Source organism: Pantoea sp. X-Soil-TKNS-1280, from assembly GCF_059730475.1.
Window position 1 is genome coordinate 90,076 of record NZ_AP035966.1, and the last position, 20,230, is coordinate 110,305.

Consider the following 20,230-nt stretch of genomic DNA (forward strand, 5'->3'; position numbering starts at 1 on the left):
GCAAATTAAATTCCCTGTTTTAAAACGCCGGGATTGCTATTCATCGTGATGAACACACATCAACGCCCCACTCAACGGTTCCGGCACCACCGCCACATTAACCTGAAATACGCGTTTAAGTATCTCAGGTTGCAGCACCTGCGCGGGCGTTCCCGCGGTGACCAATGCCCCTTCGGCCAGCAGTACCAGACGATCACAATAGCGGCTGGCCTGATTGAGATCGTGCAACACGGTCACCACGGTTTTACCCTGTGCTTTCAGCTCCCCCAGCAGTTTCATCAGTTCAATCTGATGATTGATGTCCAGCCAGGTGGTGGGTTCATCCAGCAGGATAACCGGTGTATCCTGCGCCAGCAGCATCGCCAGAAACACCCGCTGACGCTGCCCACCCGATAAATCACTGATGCGCTGCTGCGCCAGCTGAGCGATCCCCATCCGTTCCATCGCCTCCTGCACCTGTTCCCTGTCCTGCGCCGACAACCGCCCCCACAGCGGTAACCAGGGATGGCGGCCATAAGCCACCAGCTCCGCCACGCTGACCCCTTCCGGCGTCAGATGCTGCTGTGGCAGCAGCGCCAGATACCGGGCCAGCTGACGTGATGAAAAACGCGCCAGCGGCTGATCACCGATAAACACTTGTCCCTCACCAGGGAGCAGCAGACGCGCCAGCGTTTTTAATAGTGTCGATTTACCGCAGCCATTAGGTCCAAGTAACGCGGTGATTTGGCCGGAGGCAAAGCTGACACTTACGTCCTGAAGCACGCGTTTTCCCGCGTAGCCAGCAGCCAGATTCTCAACCCTCAGTTGCATTTATCGTGTCCTGATTAACAGCCAGAAAAACCACGGAGCGCCGATCAGCGCGGTGATGACACCAGCGGGCAACTCCATCGGTGGAGACAGGGTGCGTGCCAGCACATCGGCCAGCAGCAACACCAGCGCCCCGAGTAAGGCAGCAAACGGCAGCAGGCGGGCATGACGCCCCCCGACCAGACGGCGCGCCAGATGTGGCACCACCAGGCTGATAAAACTGATCGGTCCGCACACCGCTACCGCCAGCGCCGCCAGTGCCACGCCGAGCAACAGCACGCCGCGCTGGAAGGGGCGTAAAGCAACCCCGAGGGTCGCCGCACGTTCATCCCCCAATGCCAGCAGGTCAAGATCACGACCAACACTCAGGCTGATAAGCAGCAAGAGGGGCAGCGGTAACGCCAGCAGCACCATCTGCCAGTCGCGTCCCCACAGGCTGCCTGTCAGCCACAGCAGGGCGGTATTGATATCCTGCGGACGCGACAGCAGCAGATAATCCGTGATGCTGGCAAAACAGGCGGCGAGTGCAACGCCTACCACAGCCAGCCGCAGCGGTGACGTGGTGCCGGTAAGCCATCGCAGCAATATCAGCGCGCAACAGCCCCCGGCAAACGACACCAGCGGCAGCCATCCCAGCGGAAATGCGGGAAACAACAGCAGGGCCACCAGCGAGGCCAGGCTGGCGGCATGATTGACGCCGAGGATATCGGGCGATGCCAGCGGATTGCGGATCACCCCCTGCACCAGCACGCCGGACACGGCCAGCGCCGCTCCCACCAGCAGTGCCAGCACCACCCGTGGCAAGCGGTATTCCATCACCACAAAATGCGCCGCGCTGGCAGGCTGCCACGCCGTCCAGAGCGTTGACCACGCGAAGGACTGCACGCCCAGTTTGAGGCTGATAATCGCGCCGACCGCCAACCCCATCAGCATCAGCGGCAGCAGGTAACGCCAGGGCATCATCGTTGCCTCCTTGCCAGCCAGACAAAGCAGGGAGCCCCCACCAGCGCCAGCACCACCCCGGCAGGCAGTTCACCGGGCCAGCCCAGCCCACGCGCAGCAATGTCGGCGACCAGCAGCAAGGTTGCGCCAAGCAGCATCGCCATCGGTAGCATGATGCGCAGATCGTGGCCGATCCACGCGCGCGCCAGATGCGGCACCAGCAAACCAATAAAGCCCAGCGGCCCTGCTACGCTGACGCATGCCCCCACCAGTAACAACAGCGCGATGCTCAGCCCGACTCGCAGCACAACGATATTGACGCCGAGGCTATGCGCCGCGCTGTCGCCCATCGTCAGCAGGTTCAGGGCGCGCGTCTGGGTCAGCACCAGCGGGATGATTACCACCATCACCGGCAGCAATTGCCACACTTCCTGCCAGCGCACCTGGGCAATCCCCCCCGCCAGCCAGGTCAGAATGCCGTATGCGTGATCCTCCGCCAGCAGCAACACGATGTGCGTCATCGCCATGCAAAATGCCGATAACGCGATACCGGCGAGGATCAGCCGCTGCCGGTCATGGCTGCGCGCCGCCAGCGTCACGCAGACCCAGCTCAGCCCACCGCCACCGGCGGCGATCACTGTCAGCGGATAGCCCTCCAGCTGCACCGGGGCAAAGGCTGACACCAGCGCAATGGCCAGCGCCGCGCCGCTGTTGATTCCCAGCACCGACGGCGAAGCCAGCGGATTATGCGTCAGCGCCTGCAACAGGCCGCCCGCCAGCGCCAGTGCGGCCCCCAGCAGCACCGCCACCAGCGCGCGTGGCAAGCGCAGATTAAATACCAGCGCCTCGCCGATACTGGCAGGCTGGCCCGGCCATAACGCGTGCAGGGCCGACTGCGGCGCGATTGGCACCGCAGAGAAGCTGGTCAGACTGAACCAGAAGGCGCACAGCAACAACGCCACGGTGAAAAGCCAGCGTGTCATGGTGCAAATAACGTGACAGCGTCACGAGAAATCTTTTCCGCCGCGAACAATCCGCGCATGCGCGCCCAACTGTTGCTATCGACCTCGCGGACATGATGTTGCTGTGCGGCTTTCAGCATCGTCCACAGCGGATCAGCCTGCCAGCGCTTCACGATACTCTCCTGCCGATAGTGCGCCACCAGTAACCAGTCGGGGTTTTGCGCCAGCAGGGTTTCCAGGCCGATCGGCGTCATCGGTGCGCCATTAATCGGCTCCGTCACCTGCAATCCCAGCACGCTCAGCACCCCGCCGGTGTAACTGTCACGCGAATGCAGCGTGAACTGATTTTCACGCGACGTGCCGAACATCACCCGGGTTCCCTGTGGCAGCTGTGCAGCGGCGCTAGCCATTCGCTGCCGATGTAACGCCAGCCGTTGCTCCATCTCCGCTTGTTTACCCACCACCGCACCGATGATGGCCGCAGACTGCAAATTTTCCTGGTACGTTTCATTGCGCGATTTAAGGAGCAGCACTGGCGCAATACGCTGCAATGCATTGTAGATACCGGCATGACGGCCGCTATCGGCGATGATCAGATCAGGATGCAGGCTGCTGATCGCCTCCAGGCTGGGCTGCCCGCGTAGCCCGACGGATTGCCAGGGCTGGAGGTGCACCCGCACCTCCTCCAGTAAACGTTGCGGATCGTTATCGTCAGCAATGCCAACCGGGCTGAGATCCACCGCAGCCAGCGCATCGGCAAATGACAGTTCAAGTACCACAATCCGTTGTGGTACCTGCTCCAGAGTAAAAGTGCCGTGCTGATCCTGCACCGTCACCGCGCTGGCTGACCCCATCAACGCCAGCAGCAAAAACAGAACACGCATGGTGATGTCTCCCGTCAGAATTTCAGTGCACCCTGCACATAGAAGGTACGCGGCTGCCCGGCATAAATGCCTTTGTTGTTATCGTCGTAGGAGCGAGTGAAGTAGTCCTGGTCAAACAGGTTTTTCACCCCGACAGCGAGATTCAGATTGGCGAGGCTGGGGCCGAAATCATAACTGGCACGCGCGCCCCACAGCATAAAACCGGGAATACGACCGGTGCTGCCATCGGCGCTTTCCTGCACGGTGTTGGCGTTATCCGCGTACTGGCTCGACTGGAATTCGCTGTTGAGGTTAAAAGTCCAGCTGCCGGGATGGTAATCCACCCCGAGGGTGCCTTTCTGACGCGGAGAGAACGGCACCTGGTTGCCATAGGTGTCGCCTTTTTCGCGAATTTCAGCGTTCACATAGGCGTAGCTGGCGTAAACCGACACCTCTTCCAGCTGCGGCGTCAGCTCTCCGAGGTTGTAGCGCACTTGGCTCTCCAGCCCGGTATGGCGCGTCTTACCGCGCGCGGTGACGGTATCGTTGGTCTGGTTCGAGTCGTACTGGTTATTAAAGTTGATCAGGAACAGGCCCACTTCGGCCGTCAGCCCGCCATCGTCGTAACGGGTGCCCAGTTCCCAGGTGCGGGCTTTTTCCGGTTCAACGTTGCCGCTTTCCACCGCTTTGCCAATCTGGCTGTACTGCACGGTGCCGAAGGAACCTTCGGTGTTGGCATACAGGTTCCAGCTGTCGGTGAGGTGGTACAGCACGTTCAGCGCCGGTAGCGGCGCGTTATAGCTGACATCCTGGCGCGTGCCGCGAATCGCATTGCGCTGGAACGACTCGATATGTTCAAAACGCATCCCCGGCGTGATGGTCCAGTTGCCGATATCAATACGGTCATCCAGATACCAGGCATGGGCTTCTGTGCCGGAACGGGTGTCGCGGTCATAAGGGCTGGCGGTAGATGGCAACTCACCGCTGGCAGTTGGGGTGTAGTAACGCATCTCGTGCCCGGATTCGCTGACATAGCGATAACCGACACCCACTTCATGCGCGGTCGGACCGAGGTTAAAACTCTGACTGTAGCGTGGCTCAATACCCCGTACCCAATACTCACGAGGTGACAGTGTCACACGCGTTCCCTGCTCCAGATAACCGCTGCGCAGCGTATGGGTATAGAAACCGAGGATATTAAACTTATGCTGCTGATCTGGCTGGAACTGATAACCGAGGCTGGCCAGCTGACGGCGGCCCCAGAAGCGGTCATAAGGACGCGTTGATTGCCAGCGATCCGCATCATAATCGGCGCGGCTCAACCCGCCAGGCATATCCGCTTCGCCGTCGTAATATTGCAGCAGGCTGGTGAAGGTATGCACTTCGTTTGGGGCATACTGGCTTTTCAGCATGACATCGTCGATGCGGGTCGCACTGTGTTCACGCCAGTCGCTGCCACGGGTACCTGAGTAAAGGATCGCGCTGCCGAAACCGTTGTCCGCCGTGCCACCCACCAGCAGGTTATGCGTCTCTTTTGGGTTGTTCTGTGAAGATGTCGGGCTGAGCTGCCCTTCAACCCCCGCTTCAATACCGAAATCTTTGGGAATGGCGCGCGTTACGAAGTTAACCACCCCGCCCACGCTTTGCGGCCCATAACGCACCGCTCCGCCGCCACGCACCACATCCACCGCATCCATATTGCCGAGCGAGATCGGGGCCAGCGATAGCTGCGGCTGACCGTATGGCGCAAACGGCACCGGGATGCCATCCATCAGCACTGTAGATCGGCTGGCAAGGCGCGGGTTCAGGCCGCGAATGCCAAAGTTCATCGCCAGATCATGGCTGCCGGTACCGTTGTTTTCCGGGGCATTAACGCCCGGAATACGGTTGAGCACTTCACGCATGGTGGTCGCACCGTTTTTGGCAAAATCGGCACGGCGAATCACGTCACGCGCACCCGGGTGTTCAAACACGTCGCTTTCGCGCGCTTCACCCAGCCAGTCACCGACTACGGTCAGGCTCTGCTCAGTCGGTTGCGGTTTTACCGTCCACAGATTGCTACCAAGCGCACTGGCTTCCAGCTGCGACCCCTGCAACAGTGCCGCCAGCCCCTCATTTACCGCATAATCGCCCTGTAATCCCGCGCTTTGCTTACCACGCGTCAGGCTGGCATCCATCGATAAGGTAATGCCCGCAGTTGCTGCAAATTGATTTAACACGCTATCCAGCGGACCGGCGGCGATATTGTAATGCGTGGTGGCAGGCGCTGCGGCCACCACCATTCCCGAGGTGAAAAGTAAGGCAGGAAGCAGGCTGAAGCGGATTGCCGTCACCAGCGGTAACACCCGCAGCGCATGTGGACGTGAAGCGGTCATAACGTCTCCAAAGATGATAATTTTTGTGGTTTTCAGAGATAAGTCGTATGACCGGGGTAAAAGGGACAATGACGGTGAAAAAAAATTTAACGACGCTGAACCGTGGCCCAGTAGCGGGTAATGCGATGTACCGCAATCGGCAGGGTTTGCTCCAGCGCGTGCAGCGCCTGGTCGCTCTCGCGTAACGGAAAGGTGCCGCTGACGCGCAGGCTGGCGGCGGCCGGATCGCAGCGCAGCACACCCTGACGATAACGCGCCAGCTGGGTAATCACTTCACCCAGCGGCCGATCGCTGACACTGAGCCAGCCGTGGATCCAGCCCGGTTCTGGCTGTGCATCCGTGCTAATCGCACCGTAGTGGTCGGCCGAGAAACGCAGCATCTGCCCCTGCTGCACGGTAACACTCTGCTGCGGAGCGCTGATAAGACGCACCGCCACTGCGTGCTGGCTGACGCGTAACAGCGTGGCATCGTCCTGCTGCTGTACGCTAAAAGCGGTACCGAGTGCGGTCAGTTGCCCCTGTCGGGTGTAGACCCGAAATGGACGCTGCTGCGCATCTTTGCCGGTGGTGATAGCGAGGGTGCCGGTGAGTAACTCGATGCGTCGCTCGCTGGCGCTGAAGGTGACATTGGCCGCTGAAGCCGTATCGAGTGTCAGCAGGCTGCCATCCGCCAGCTGATGCTGCCGAATCTCGCCGCGTGCCGTACGATAATCGGCGCGCAGCCCCGTTACGTAATCAGTCCGCCACAGCTGCCATCCCGCGCCCACACCCACCGCCAGCAGCAAGCCTTTCAGCACATGACGGCGTGTCATCTGCGAATCGCGCAGCGCTCTGCTGGCAACCTCGCCCGGCATCCCCTGCATTTGCTGGCGCAGGTTCTCCACCTGTTGCCACGCCCATTGATGATCCTGATGCGCATCGACCCAGCGTTGCCATTTTAATTCCTGCTGCGGGCTGACCCGTTCACCGCTCAGCACCGCATACCAGTGCGATGCGCTGCGCAGCGCTTCCCGTTGCGCATTCGACAGCGGCGCGCTCATGTCACAGCCCCTGCTCAAGACGGAACAACAGGCAATGCTCGGTGGCTTTCGCCATGTATTTTTTCACCGAACTGACCGACACCGACAGCTGTACAGCGATCTCGGCATAGGTCAGGTTATCCAGCTGCGACAGCAAAAAAGCCTGACGCGCTTTGAAGCCCAGCCCGTCCAGCATGCGGTCGATCAATTGCAGGATTTCCAGCTGGCTTTGCTGCACTTCCGGTGACGGGGCGACAACTTCCGGCAGCTGGCTGAGTAATTCGAGATAGGCTTTTTCCAGCGCGTTGCGGCGAAAACGATCCACCATCACGCGCTTCGCCAGCGTACAAAGGAAGGATTTGGCATCACGGATGTCGGCCAGATGGCCGCCGGACATCACCCGTAGAAAGGTGTCCTGAGTGACATCATCCGCATCAAAGGCTGAACGCAGCTTGCCCGTCAGCCAGTGCCTGAGCCAGCGATGGTTGTTGGCATAGAACAGCGCCAGAGACGGCGCAGCAGAGGATTCAGCAGCAGGCAACATGATGTCAAAGTATGTCAAAAGGTGAAAAGTGTAATGATACTAACTGCGAATGGTTATCATTACAACCATTCCAGTAACGGCACGGATCGTACTACCGCCTTGAACATCAACCACCAGGTGCGCATCAATGCGCCCCCTACGCTAGCAGGGTCGGCATTTATGTCGACGCAGGGATCCGTCGCGGCGCGATTTATCGCGCCAGGTTGTGCCACCACCGTGAGCGGTTGTGATGCGGTCTCGCTCCACGGGAATTTGACGTGGTGTCACAATGTGATACTATTTGCGCATGAACAAACGACACCAAAAAACGCTGTCAGATGTGTTCGCCCGACCCGTAAGCGGTTCGATAAAATGGAGCGATATTGAATCGCTTTTTATTGCCTTGGGTGCAGAAGTTCATGAAAGGGAAGGCTCAAGGATTGCGGTTCTACTGAAAGGACAAAAGAAAATCTTTCACAGGCCACATCCGAGACCTACCACTGACAAGGGGGCGGTTAACTCCATTCGGATATGGCTGGATAGTTTAGGAATCAGACCATGAATAATACACTCAAAATAGACGGCCATGTTGCCGTTATCACTTTTGATCCAGAGATAGAAATGTTTCGCGGGGAGTTTGTCGGCCTGAACGGCGGGGCTGATTTCTACGCTTACAGCGTGGAGGAACTCAAAAAAGAAGGTTCTGTATCACTGGCTGTTTTTCTGGATGAATGCCAGAAAGACGGGATTGAACCTTACAAAACTTTCAGCGGCAAGGTTACGACCCGTCTGACACCAGAACGGCATCAGGCGCTTGCAGTTACCGCTCAGGCTCATGGTGTGTCTATTAACGAATTACTCAATGAAGGTGTTGATCTCGTTATACAGAAGCATTCTTAAGGAAGATTCAGAATGCCTAAGCATCACTTGTTACAATGCAGCAGCTACAAACCCGGGTAAGTGTCCAGGATGATAAAACCTCGGATTAACTGGCTGCTATTACCCCAATCGACTGGCGTTCAATTAATTCCGCACTGAACCGGGGTAACGGATCAAGCACCTCGCCACGAATTTCCGCAATCAGCCTGCGTGCCGCTTCGCGTCCCATTTCATATACCGGCTGCGCGACTACCGTGAGCGGCGGCGATACAATCTCGCTCCACGGGAAATTGTCGTACATCACAAACGACAGCTGCTGCGGAATACGCAGACCCCGGCGCATCACTTCGCGCAGCAGTGACATCGCCACCACGCTGTCGGAGGCGATCAGCGCGGTAGGCGGTTGTTCGCGTTGCCACAGCCTTGCGACGATTTGCCGGATTTGTTCATCGCTGTCGGCATTGACCTGCACCAGCGTCGGGTCAAATGGCAGCCCGGCGGCAGCAAACGCCCGCATCATGCCACCGACACGCTGTGCGACCGGCGTCAAGCCAAAGTCACTGAGCTGCGTAAACTCCCCTGCCAGCATCATGCTGGTGACGTATGCCACCTGACGATGCCCGGCAGCGATCAATGCCTGCGTTGCCTGCTGCGCAACATCGGTGAAATCACAGCAAATCGCTTCCACGTTCAGATCAATGACGGCGCGATCGAATAACTTCAACGCGCGCCCTTCCGCCAGCACCTGCATCAGGTGAGCGTTTTTATCCCGCTCCGAGCAACAGGGGGTAACGATGATGCCATCCACCTGTTTTTCCAGCATCACCCGCACCGCGTCCTGTTCCGCCTGCCACTTCTCGTCACTGTTGCTGAGCAGTAACTGATAACCCGCTTGCCGGGTGACGTCCGCCATACCGCGCAGCGCCAGGCCAAAGTGTGGGTTCTCAATATCACCAACGATCACGCCGATGGTGTTGGAACGTCCGGTATTCATGCTGCGAGCCAGTTCATTGGGGCGATAACCGAGCGCTGCGGCTGCACTACTGACGCGGGTCTGCACCTCTTCGCTCACCGCACCATAGCCACCCAGCGCGCGTGCAGCCTGCGCTTTTGATACTTTTGCTGCTCGCGCGACATCGGCCACGGTTGGCGCTTTAGAACGCACTTTCTGGTTGGTCATAATTAATTCGAATCACAGGTTGATGACAGGAAGATTGACGATGAAAAACGTGTGTGCTTAAACTCATTTTAACTCCCTGAGACCGGTCTCACAATCACTGTTGCTCAGGAAGCCACTTGCGTTGAGACCGGTCTCAAAAACATTACATCCTCCGGCTCAACAGTCTCTGATGTTTAAACCTGCAAAAACGGACGAGCTATGAAATCGCATAAACACCTGCACGCCCTGTTCGGCGCTGCCATCGCCCTGTGTTCGCTTTCCTTCCCATTGTTTGCTGCCAGTAATGACAACCCGTATGGCCTGCTGACGCCGGGTCAGCTGCGCGTCGCCAGCGTCGGCGATTCCAAACCTTATACCTTCACCGACGCCAGCGGGCAGTTCACCGGGTTCGATGTGGAGTTCTTTAAGAACGTGGCCCACCGTATGGGTATCGACAAGGTGGATTTTGTTGGACAGGATTTCTCCGCCATCCTGCCCGCCGTCGCCAACGGCCAGTTTGATGCGGGCGTGGCGGCAATCGGTATCACCCCGGCACGGGAAAAAACTGTCGATTTCTCCACCGGTTATCTCGCTGGTTATCTGACGGTGCTGACACGCAGCGACAGTGGCGTCACTGACGTTGCCACGCTGGCGAAACATCGCCTTGGGGTGATCCAGGGGACGTTACAGGAGAACTATGCCGTGGAGCACTTTACCCAGACCGATATCGTGCGTTTCCCGGATAACAACACCGCGGTATCGGCGATGAATAACGGCACGCTGGATGCGGTGTTCCTCGATTACGAAGCGGCGAAAAGCTATGCCGAACGCTTCAAGCTGGTCTCGGCTGCCGATATTCCCTCTTTCAACGCCCCCGCTGGCGTTGCCATCGCCAAAGACAAACCGGCATTTAAAGCCGCTCTGGATAAAGCTATCAAAGCGGCCATGCAGGATGGCACCTGGAAACAGCTCTACCAGAAATGGTTTCCCGGTTCACCGATGCCAAAACAGTACCTGCCTGGCGGCCAGTAACGCGGCTCAGGGTTTGTCTTTTCACCGGTGATGAGCGTGCTCATCACCCGCACTGAATGGAGACGGCGATGGACATGCTGACAATTCTTTCCCGTACCTTCTTTGATGTTCCATCGATGATCGAAGTGTTGCCGCAGTTGCTGACTACCGGCCTGGTCAACACGCTGATCATCTCCGTGGCGGCGACCGTGCTCGGTACGTTGCTCGGACTGGCACTGGCGCTGCTGGGGATTTCACCCTCGCGCTGGCTGCGTCTGCCCGCGCGTATGTATACCGATCTGTTTCGCGGATTGCCGTCAATTCTGACCATTCTGCTGATCGGTCAGGGATTAGCACGTTTCAGTTACCAGCTGTTTGGCCCCTCACCTTACCCGTTGGGTATTTTTGCTCTTAGCCTGATCGCCAGCGCTTATATGGGTGAGATTTTCCGCTCCGGCATCCAGAGCGTGGAACGCGGACAGATGGAAGCCTGCCGGGCGCTGGGTATGAGCTATAGCCGGGCCATGCGGCTGGTGGTGATCCCCCAGGGCATCCGCCGCGTGCTTCCCGCTATCGTTAACCAGTTCATCGCCATCATCAAAGATTCCTCGCTGGTTTATCTGCTGGGATTGATGACCAACCAGCGCGAACTGTTTCGCGTCGGTCAGGATGCGGCGGTACTGACCGGTAACCTGTCGCCACTGATGCTGGCCGGGGTGTTCTATCTGATCATCACCGTACCGCTGACACATATGGTGAACTACGTTGACGTGCGTTACCGCACCGGACGCCGCCGCCTCACCGCGCCGCAGAGCGGGTTGAAAGAGGTGGAGGAGGTACAGAAACCCACCAACAAAGCACTGCTGGAAAGCGCAGGAGGCCATCATGACTGATACGAGCTGGAAAGGGGCCAGCCTGGAGCTGCGCGATCTGTCGCTGGCTTACGGGCCGATTGAGGTTTTGCGGCGGGTATCACTCAGCGTCGCACCGGGCACCACCACCTGCATCATCGGGCCGTCGGGCTCCGGTAAATCCACCCTGCTGCGCGGCATCAACCGGCTGCACGAACCGAAATCCGGCGATGTGTTGCTGGCCGGGCGTTCGGTGCTGCGCGAAAAGCCAGATGCCCTGCGTCTGCGCATCGGCATGGTATTTCAGCATTTCAACCTGTTCCCCGACCATAGCGCGCTGGAGAACGTCGCGCTGGCACCGTGGAAAGTGAAAGGGTTGCCGAAGTCTCAGGCGATGACGATCGCGCGCCAGCGGCTGGAAGAGGTAGGACTCGGCCAACGTGCCGATCATCATCCGCGCGACCTCTCCGGTGGCCAACAGCAGCGAGTGGCCATTGCCCGCGCGCTGGCGATGGACCCTGAGGTGATGCTGTTTGACGAAGCCACCTCGGCGCTCGACCCGGAACTGGTGAAGGGTGTGCTGACCCTGATGGCCGACTTGTGTCGTCGTGGCATGACGATGGTGGTGGTGACCCATGAGATGGGGTTTGCCCGCAAGGTCGCCGATCAGGTGGTGTTTATGGACGAAGGCGAGATTATCGAGGTCGGCACCCCTGCCGCACTGTTTGATGACCCCCAGTCGCCGCGTCTGCAACGTTTTCTTTCTGAAGTGCTGTAAACAAGGAACCAAAGATGGCTGTAGAAAATCAGGCTCGTGTAGTGGTGTTGGGAGGCGGCGTGCTGGGGGTTTCCAGCGCGCTGCAGCTGGCAAAGCGCGGTGCGGCAGTCACGCTGGTGACGGAGGCTGAGCTGTGCTCCGGCGCTTCCGGTCGTTCGCTATCGTGGCTGAACTCCTCCGGTGAGCGTTCAAAACCTTACCATGCGCTGCGTATGGCGGGCATTGATCGTTACCGGACGCTGTTTGCCGACGATCCTTCCCGTGACTGGCTGCGCTTTGATGGTGGGCTATTCTGGACCGCCGCCACCCCCACCACCCTGCACGCCCGCCATGAGTATGAAAACGCGCACGGTTATGATTCACACCTGCGCAGCCGTGACACGGTAACGGAGCTACAGATCGATCCCGCCGCGCTAAGCGGCGAGGCAATCTTTAATCCGGGTGAAGGCTGGGTAAGCCTGCCGCATCTGATCGAACATCTGGCACAGCAACTACGCGCGCTCGGTGGGGAAATTATTGAGTTTGCCGGACAAGCCGAAGTCATAACCGCCGAGGGCCGCGCCTGTGGCGTGCGCTGGGAGAAGGGCGAATTGCCTGCCGACAAGGTGCTGGTGGCCTGCGGCCCTTCCACCCCGGCAGTGGTGGCCCCGCTCGGCGTCACCATCCCCAACGGTTCGCCGCTGTCGATGCTGGTGATCACCCAACCCGCTGAGCAAAAACTCACAGCGGTGCTGAATACGCCACGCGCCGCAGTGCGCCCTAATCCGGGGAATTCGCTGGCGCTGGATCACGACTGGTACGAGAACGATATCCAGCCACTGCCCGACGGTGGTTTTACTATCGATGAGAAGGTGGTGAACCAGCTGGTGCAGGAAGCCGATAAGCTGCTGCTGAACAATGCCCCTTTGCAGGCACAGAGCTGGAAGATGGGCTACAAACCGATTCCCGGCGACGGCGAGCCGGTGCTGGGGGAGTTGCAGCAGGTGCCGGGTTGTTTTGTCGCCTTTACCCATTCCGGCGCCACGCTGGCGTTAATTGTCGGTGAATTACTGGCACAGGAGATGATCACCGGAACGAAACACCCGATGCTGGCGACCTTCCGGCCTGAGCGGTTTGGCTAAGACGTCCACCCCGTAGCGGCGCGATTTATCGCGCATCTTTGGCAGCATCTGCGGGAGAAAACCCGCGCGATAAATCGCGTCGCTACGCTATTTGCATTACGCTTAAAACGTGATCTGCATCTCATTTAAAGCCTGGAGGAAAGGATGAATGATTTATCACGTCGCCACTTTATGCGCGTCATGTCCGGTCTGGCACTGACCGCCCCAGCCCTGTTTAACCGCTACGCCACCGCCGCTCCCACAGCGCAAAATGTGCAGCTGCTGCGCCTGGAACGCAATGGCTGGGTGCCGAACAATCCCCATCTTCCGGTGATTATCTACCAAAACGTTTTGCCGAAAGCGGCTGAAATGACCTCGCCCACCGAATCCCTATTTGAGAAAAACAGTTGGCCGCCACAGTGGGTCGCCTCGATTTTTACCTTCCATCACTATCACAGCACCGCGCATGAGGTGCTGGGATGTGTCAGCGGTAACGCAAAAGTGATGCTGGGTGGCCCAGGTGGCCATGTGATTAACATGGCTGCGGGTGATGTGGCGTTGCTGCCCGCAGGCACCGGGCATTTTAACGACGGCAGCAGCGATGATTTCCAGGTGGTGGGGGCCTATCCTCCCCACCAGCAATGGGATATCTGCCGTGCCGCCCCGACGCCAGAGATGCTGCAACGTATCAGCCAACTGCCGTTCCCGGACAGCGATCCGGTGGCCGGTCAAACCGGTCCGCTGACCCACAGCTGGCAGCAGGCATAGACGCTTATCGATGGCGGCGCAGCCAGATCAGTTTGTAAGCCGCCGGGATGATAAATAGCGACAGCAGCGGCGCGGTGATCATGCCGCCAATCATCGGTGCCGCAATGCGGCTCATCACTTCGGAACCCGCCCCGCTGCCCCACAGAATCGGCAGCAGACCGGCAATAATCACCGCCACCGTCATCGCTTTGGGCCGCACACGCAGCACCGCGCCGTGATACAGCGCCTCATCCAGTTTCTGCGGTGTGACCGTCTCAGGGCATGACAGCGCGGGTTCATTTTCAATCGCGTGTCGCAAATACATCAGCATCACCACACCAAACTCGGCAGCGACCCCGGCCAGGGCGATAAATCCGGTACCGGTGGCGACCGACAGATGAAATCCCTGCCAGTAGAGAAACCAGATGCCACCCACCAGCGCGAAAGGCAGGCTCATCAGAATCAGCAGCGCCTCATCTACGCGGCGAAACGCCAGATACAGCAGGATAAAGATAATCATCAGCGTCATCGGCACCATCAGCTTCAGCTTTTTATTGGCATGTTCCAGCAGTTCGAACTGCCCGGAAAACGCCACGCTGGTGCCAGGCCTGAGCGTCACCTTGTCTGCGATCGCCGTTTTCAGGTCATTGACTACCGATACCATGTCACGACCACGGGCATCGATATAAATCCAGCTGGTCGGACGGGCATTCTCGGTTTTCAGCATGCTGGGACCTGACACCACACGGACGTCAGCCACATCGCTCAGGGTGATCTGCTGCTTCATCGGCGTGAGTATCGGCAACTGACGCAGTGCTTCCGGGCTGTCGCGCAGCCCCTGCGGGTAGCGAATATTGATCGGGTAACGCGCCACGCCTTCCACGGTTTCGCCGACCGTGGTGCCACCAATCGCCGATGACACGAACAGCTGGACATCTCCCACCGTCATACCGTAACGCGCCGCCTTCTCCCGGTTGATATCCACATCAATATAGCGTCCACCCTGCAGACGCTCCGCCAGCGCCGAAACCACGCCAGGTACAGTTTTCGCGACTTCTTCTATGCGCTGGGCGGTGATATCGATATCCGCCAGTACGCTGCCTGAGACCTTTATCCCAATCGGGCTTTTAATCCCGGTGGAGAGCATATCGATACGGTTGCGGATCGGTGGAACCCATAGATTGGCCAGCCCCGGCAACCGCACCCTGGCATCCAGTTCGTCGATAATTTTATCGAGCGTCATGCCAGGCCGCCACTCGGCTTCGGGCTTCAGCTGGATGGTGGTTTCTACCATCTCCAGCGGTGCTGCATCGGTCGCGGTTTCCGCTTTGCCCGTTTTGCCAAACACCGAGGCCACTTCCGGTACGGTTTTGATCAGTTTGTCCGTGGTCTGCAATAATGCCGCCGCCTGCCCTGGCGAGACGCCCGGCAAGGTTGAGGGCATATACAGCAGATCCCCCTCATTGATTTTTGGCAGGAACTCGCCACCCACCTGACTCAGCGGCCACCACACCGTGAAGATCGACAGCGCCGCCACCAGTAAGGTCAGCTTCGGCCAGTGCAGCACCTTCAGTAGCAACGGGTGATAAATCCTGATCAGCCAACGATTAAGCGGGTTGTGGCTTTCCGCCGGGATTTTCCCACGGATCCACCATCCCATCAGGATGGGGATCACGATAATCGCCAGCACGGCAGCACCCGCCATCGACCAGGTTTTGGTAAACGCCAGCGGGCCAAACAGCCGCCCTTCCTGGCCTTCCAGCGTGAAGATAGGAATAAACGACAGGGTGATAATCAGCAGGCTGATAAACAGCGCCGGACCGACCTCTACCGCCGCATCGGTGATCACCTGCCAGCGGCTATCGTTGTCGATGCGTTCATCAGGATGTTGATGTTGCCACTCCTCCAGCCGTTTATGGGCATTTTCAATCATCACGATTGCCGCATCCACCATTGCCCCGACGGCAATGGCGATGCCACCGAGCGACATGATATTGGCGTTCAGCCCCTGGAAATGCATCACAATGAAAGCAATACACAACCCCAGCGGCAGCGAGATAATCGCCACCAGCGCCGAACGCACATGCCAGAGAAACAGCGCACAAACCAGCGCGACCACCACAAATTCTTCCAGCAACTTGTGGCTGAGGTTAGCAATCGCCCGATCGATAAGCTGGCTGCGGTCATAGGTGGTCACCACTTCAACCCCCTGCGGCAGGCTCTTTTTCAGGCTATCAAGCTTATCCCGCACGGCGGTGATCACTTCGCGGGCATTTTTGCCGGAACGCAGGATAATCACCCCACCGGCCACCTCGCCTTCACCGTTGAGCTCGGCAATGCCACGCCGCATTTCCGGTCCAATCTGCACGCGGGCGACATCGCGCAGAGTGATCGGCACGCCGTTGCTGCCGGTTTTCAGCACGATGTTATTAAAATCATCCAGGGTCTGCAGATAGCCGCTGGCCCGCACCATATATTCAGCTTCAGCGATTTCTACGGAGGATCCGCCCGCCTCCTGATTGGAGGATGCCATGGCGGATTTCACCTCCGCCAGACTGATGCCGTACTGCGCCAGCTGCAGCGGGTTGACCTGAATCTGGTACTGCTTCACCACTCCCCCCACCGAGGCCACTTCTGCCACGTCAGGGATGGTTTTCAGTTCATATTTCAGAAACCAGTCCTGCAATGAACGCAGCTCCGCCAGATCGTGCTTACCGCTGTGATCCACCAGCGCATACTCAAAGATCCAGCCCACCCCGGTGGCATCGGGGCCGATTTCGGAACTGACCCCGGCCGGTAATTTACCCTGCACCTGGTTGAGGTACTCCAGCACGCGGGAGCGCGCCCAGTAAAGGTCGGTGCCGTCAGCAAAAATCACATAGACATAGGAATCACCAAACTGCGAGAAGCCGCGTACCGTTTTAGCACCCGGCACGGAAAGCATGGTGGTGGTGAGCGGGTAAGTGACCTGATTTTCCACAATCTGCGGTGCCTGGCCGGGATAGCTGGTTTTAATGATCACCTGCACATCGGAGAGGTCCGGCAGGGCATCAACCGGGGTGTTGATGATGGTCCAGGCCCCCCAGACGCTGAGAAACAGTGCCCCCATCATCACCAGAAAACGGTTAGCGACCGAGCGCCGGATAATCCATGCAATCATCGTCGTTCCCTCAGTGATCGGAATGCGCGTTGTCGGCCTGACGCATCCGCGCCAGCGCCCCGGTAATATTGGCTTCCGAGTCGATCAGGAACAGCCCGTTGACCACCACTGACTCCCCTTCGCTTAGCCCTGCCGCCACACCACTCTGGCGCTGCGATTCCGCCAGTATGCGGATGGCTTTGGGTGCAAAACGTCCCTCGCTGTCCACGGCAATCACGCGCTGCTCATCACCGGTATCAATCACCGCCTGAGACGGGATCAGCAGCATCTCCTCACTCTGGCTGTTCAGATGCAGATACGCATTCATACCGGGTTTCAGCAATTCATCGCGATTCGCCACCTGGAGACGCACCTGCAACGTGCGGGTGGTCTGGTCAACGCTCGGCAGGATGCTCCATTTTTCGATATTGAAGCTGCGACCCGGGTATGCCGGCACTGAAATCGACAGGTGCGATCGATCGCTGAGCAATCCGGCGATCGACTCTGGCACCGCAGCGCTGATCCACACCGGGTCCATGCCCTGAATCTGGGCCACCACTTTATCTTTGGAGATATTCATTCCGCTGCGCAGGTCAAATGCGGTGATCACCCCATCGATTGGGGCTTTGATGGTGAAGCGGGTCTGTACCGTGCGGGAACTGCGCAGACGCTGAATATCCTCTTCCGGCATCCCGGCAAGACGCAGCCGTTCAAGAATACCTTTCACCTGGGTAGTCGATCCCCCGGTGCCTGACAGCAACAGATATTCGCTCTGCGCCTCCACCCACTCCGGGATGGTGATATCGATCAACGGTGTGCCCTTGCTGACTTTGTCGCCAACAGTCAATGGGTAGACTTTTTCGACAAAACCCTCCGAACGAGCCTGCACAATCACGAACTGGTAATCGTTAAAACTGACGTTGGCCGGAATGGTCTGGCTATATTGCAATCGCCCTTTGCTGACCTTGATGGTCTTCAGACCGAGGTTCTGTACCAGCACCGGATCGATACGCATGCCCTGGCTATTGTCCGCCTCGCCTTCATCCGCGTATTTGGGTATCAGATCCATATCCATAAACGGTGATTTACCCGGCTTATCAAATTTGGTATCGGGTTTCATCGGGTCATACCAGAATAAAACTTTGCGTTCTGGCGCTGACTTTTTATTGGCAGAAGGCAGATAATGGAAAGCCGCTGTCGTAATCAGCCCTCCGATTATCAGGCTACTGACCATCACCGCCGCGTATTTTAATTTTAACGATGCCATAATTGTTCCTGACAACCATCCGTTAATTAAGAATGACTGACTTTTATTTCCTGAAGCAGTGAGATATTCCCCTGCTGAATAAAAGAAAAGTTAACCGGGCTACCCACTTTTAACGCGTTGATGCTGTCGTCCTGAGTGGTAAAGGTAAAACGCATGGTCATGGCTGGCCAGCCAAGCGCCGGGATCGCCTGATGATCAATAGTGATTTTTTTATTTGCTAAATCAATCTGTTTAATCACCCCCGTGGCGTTAATCACCGGCTGCTGAACCGCCATCTCCGTATGTGACATCATGCTCTGATGCTGCTCACTGGCCTGTGCACCCGCGGCAATCAGTGCCGGAAAAATACCGAATAAAACCACTTTGATTAACTGATGCATAATATTGACTCCTGAAAAATGTAATGGAAGGATTATTCCGTCCAGCCGCCTCCCAGGGCAGTGAACAGATTGATCTCATTGACCTGCCGGGAATATTGCAAATCAAATAACGTTTGCCGGGTGCTGAATAATGAGCGCTCAGCATCCAGCACTTCGATATAACTCACCGCACCGCTGGCATAGAATCCGCGTGCGCGTTGCAGCGTAATTTGCAGGGAAGCAAGGTAACGCTGCTGCGCCGCAATTTGGTTGCTGAGGCTGTCGCGCAGCGCGAGCGCATCGGCGACGTCCTTAAACGCGTTTTGAATTTTTTGCTCGTAATTCACCACCGATTGCTGCTGGCGCACTTCAGCAAGCGTCAGGCTGGCCTGGTTACGACCGGCATTAAAAATCGGGATGTCGATTTTTGGCACAAAATTCCACATGCCGCTGCCTGCGGAAAACAGATTTGACAGGTCATCGCTGCTGTCCGACAAGCCGCTGGTCAGGCTAATCGACGGATAAAACGCAGCCCTGGCCGCACCGATATTGGCATTGGCCGCCATCAGCTGGTGTTCAGCCTCCATCAGATCCGGACGCTGACGCAGGATTTCCGAGGAAAGTCCGGCGGGTAGCCTGACCGGGTTAAGATCCCCCACCACGCGGCGTTGATCATCCGGCAGTCCCTGCCAGCTGCCCACTACCAGCCGCAAGGTATTGTTCGCCTGCGCCAGTTGCCCTTCCCGGCTGGCAATCTCCGCGCGGGTGCTTTCAATCAGGCCATGCGCCTGTTCTACCGCCAGCACATTGCTGCTGCCGGTAATTAGCTGCTGCTCCACAAAGGCATAAGATTGCTGATAATTCTGTAACGTCTCCCGGGCAATACGCAGCTGTGCCACTGCCAGCCGCTGACTAAAGTAGCTCTGAGCAACGCTGGAAATCAGCAGGATATGCACTGCACGCTGAGCAGCCTCACTGGCAAGGTAGTTTTGCCGGTCGGCTTCGCTCAGATTTTTCAATCTGCCGAAAAAATCCAACTCAAAGCTCAGATCCAGCCCGGCCTGAAACTGTTTTTCCGTCAGGTCGCTGCGTTTCAGGCCACCGCTGTAACTCGCTTCAGTAGCAGCGTTCAGCTGCGGGTAGCGATCGGCATTGGTTACCCGGTACTGTGCGCGTGCTTCCTGCACTTTCAATGCCGCCATACGCAGATCACGGTTATTGCGTAGCGCCACATCAATGAACTGCCTGGCCTGAGGATCGGCAAAAAAGGTCCGCCAGCCGGTATCCTGATAGCCTGCGGTAACCGGCACCAGCGTGTTGCGGGAGAGAGAGAATTGTTGTGGAACCGGGAGTTCAGGGGGCTGATATTCAGGGGCCAGCGAGACACATCCCGTCAGCAAAAACGCCGCACCCACCACCCGTAATATTAATTTGACCATATCGCTAACC

At 57.9% G+C, this 20,230-nt stretch carries 19 protein-coding genes; 7 read left to right on the forward strand and 12 right to left on the reverse strand.

Annotated elements, in window-relative coordinates:
- Window positions 1-36: 36 nt before the first annotated feature.
- From fecE to fecI, 7 genes are all read right to left on the reverse strand, one after another.
- Complete coding sequence (gene fecE, locus AC6I8X_RS27705; protein WP_299456579.1) at window positions 37-810, reverse strand: Fe(3+) dicitrate ABC transporter ATP-binding protein FecE; 774 nt, start codon at window positions 808-810, stop codon at window positions 37-39.
- Window positions 811-1,770 carry a Fe(3+) dicitrate ABC transporter permease subunit FecD gene (gene fecD / locus AC6I8X_RS27710; RefSeq protein ID WP_409521653.1) on the reverse strand — a complete coding sequence of 320 codons (960 nt, stop codon included), beginning with the start codon at window positions 1,768-1,770 and terminating at the stop codon, window positions 811-813.
- Entirely contained in the window at window positions 1,767-2,732 is a 966-nt protein-coding gene (gene fecC / locus AC6I8X_RS27715) for an iron-dicitrate ABC transporter permease FecC (RefSeq protein WP_313682105.1), read from the reverse strand. Before fecC ends, fecD begins: the two co-directional genes overlap by 4 nt.
- A complete protein-coding gene (locus tag AC6I8X_RS27720; RefSeq protein ID WP_313682107.1) occupies window positions 2,729-3,595 on the reverse strand; it encodes a Fe(3+) dicitrate ABC transporter substrate-binding protein in 867 nt (288 codons plus the stop codon). Before AC6I8X_RS27720 ends, fecC begins: the two co-directional genes overlap by 4 nt.
- A gap of 14 nt (window positions 3,596-3,609) precedes the next feature.
- Window positions 3,610-5,949, reverse strand: coding sequence for a TonB-dependent Fe(3+) dicitrate receptor FecA (gene fecA, locus AC6I8X_RS27725; protein WP_313682109.1), 2,340 nt, complete (start codon window positions 5,947-5,949; stop codon window positions 3,610-3,612).
- An 86-nt stretch (window positions 5,950-6,035) separates the two neighbouring features.
- Complete coding sequence (gene fecR, locus AC6I8X_RS27730) at window positions 6,036-6,989, reverse strand: ferric citrate uptake sigma factor regulator FecR (protein ID WP_299456588.1); 954 nt, start codon at window positions 6,987-6,989, stop codon at window positions 6,036-6,038.
- 1 nt (window position 6,990) lies between these two features.
- Complete coding sequence (gene fecI, locus AC6I8X_RS27735) at window positions 6,991-7,512, reverse strand: ferric citrate uptake sigma factor FecI (RefSeq protein ID WP_299456591.1); 522 nt, start codon at window positions 7,510-7,512, stop codon at window positions 6,991-6,993.
- Between the two features lie 286 nt (window positions 7,513-7,798).
- On the opposite strand from fecI, the gene AC6I8X_RS27740 reads away from it, so the two are divergent.
- Both AC6I8X_RS27740 and AC6I8X_RS27745 read left to right on the forward strand, forming a co-directional pair.
- The gene (locus tag AC6I8X_RS27740) at window positions 7,799-8,053 is read left to right on the forward strand and encodes a type II toxin-antitoxin system HicA family toxin (protein ID WP_299456594.1); all 255 of its coding nucleotides are present in this window, start codon (window positions 7,799-7,801) and stop codon (window positions 8,051-8,053) included.
- A complete protein-coding gene (locus tag AC6I8X_RS27745; protein ID WP_299456597.1) occupies window positions 8,050-8,391 on the forward strand; it encodes a type II toxin-antitoxin system HicB family antitoxin in 342 nt (113 codons plus the stop codon). The genes AC6I8X_RS27740 and AC6I8X_RS27745 overlap by 4 nt, the downstream gene beginning before the upstream one ends.
- Before the next feature lie 85 nt (window positions 8,392-8,476).
- Here the strand turns inward: AC6I8X_RS27745 and AC6I8X_RS27750 are convergent, their stop codons facing one another.
- On the reverse strand, window positions 8,477-9,550 hold the full coding sequence (locus AC6I8X_RS27750; RefSeq protein WP_299456599.1) for a LacI family DNA-binding transcriptional regulator: 1,074 nt from the start codon (window positions 9,548-9,550) through the stop codon (window positions 8,477-8,479).
- Window positions 9,551-9,748: 198 nt separating this feature from the next.
- Here AC6I8X_RS27750 and AC6I8X_RS27755 point away from each other — a divergent pair, with 198 nt between their 5' ends.
- From AC6I8X_RS27755 to AC6I8X_RS27775, 5 genes are all read left to right on the forward strand, one after another.
- The gene (locus AC6I8X_RS27755; protein WP_299456602.1) at window positions 9,749-10,561 is read left to right on the forward strand and encodes an ABC transporter substrate-binding protein; all 813 of its coding nucleotides are present in this window, start codon (window positions 9,749-9,751) and stop codon (window positions 10,559-10,561) included.
- Window positions 10,562-10,629: 68 nt separating this feature from the next.
- A complete protein-coding gene (locus AC6I8X_RS27760; RefSeq protein WP_299456604.1) occupies window positions 10,630-11,433 on the forward strand; it encodes an amino acid ABC transporter permease in 804 nt (267 codons plus the stop codon).
- Entirely contained in the window at window positions 11,426-12,169 is a 744-nt protein-coding gene (locus AC6I8X_RS27765; RefSeq protein WP_299456606.1) for an amino acid ABC transporter ATP-binding protein, read from the forward strand. The genes AC6I8X_RS27760 and AC6I8X_RS27765 overlap by 8 nt, the downstream gene beginning before the upstream one ends.
- 14 nt (window positions 12,170-12,183) lie before the next feature.
- Entirely contained in the window at window positions 12,184-13,290 is a 1,107-nt protein-coding gene (locus AC6I8X_RS27770; RefSeq protein WP_299456607.1) for an NAD(P)/FAD-dependent oxidoreductase, read from the forward strand.
- Between the two features lie 144 nt (window positions 13,291-13,434).
- Entirely contained in the window at window positions 13,435-14,037 is a 603-nt protein-coding gene (locus AC6I8X_RS27775) for a cupin (RefSeq protein ID WP_497842017.1), read from the forward strand.
- A gap of 4 nt (window positions 14,038-14,041) precedes the next feature.
- Here the strand turns inward: AC6I8X_RS27775 and AC6I8X_RS27780 are convergent, their stop codons facing one another.
- Genes AC6I8X_RS27780 through AC6I8X_RS27795 form a run of 4 tightly spaced genes read right to left on the reverse strand, consistent with a single transcriptional unit; the run spans window position 14,042 to window position 20,220 of the window.
- Window positions 14,042-17,176, reverse strand: a complete 3,135-nt coding sequence (locus AC6I8X_RS27780) for a CusA/CzcA family heavy metal efflux RND transporter (protein WP_299456610.1) — start codon at window positions 17,174-17,176, stop codon at window positions 14,042-14,044.
- Between the two features lie 10 nt (window positions 17,177-17,186).
- On the reverse strand, window positions 17,187-18,422 hold the full coding sequence (locus AC6I8X_RS27785; protein WP_299456611.1) for an efflux RND transporter periplasmic adaptor subunit: 1,236 nt from the start codon (window positions 18,420-18,422) through the stop codon (window positions 17,187-17,189).
- Window positions 18,423-18,448: 26 nt separating this feature from the next.
- Window positions 18,449-18,802, reverse strand: a complete 354-nt coding sequence (gene cusF, locus AC6I8X_RS27790; RefSeq protein WP_497842018.1) for a cation efflux system protein CusF — start codon at window positions 18,800-18,802, stop codon at window positions 18,449-18,451.
- Window positions 18,803-18,834: 32 nt separating this feature from the next.
- Entirely contained in the window at window positions 18,835-20,220 is a 1,386-nt protein-coding gene (locus AC6I8X_RS27795; protein ID WP_497842019.1) for a Cu(I)/Ag(I) efflux RND transporter outer membrane protein, read from the reverse strand.
- Window positions 20,221-20,230 lie beyond the last annotated feature (10 nt).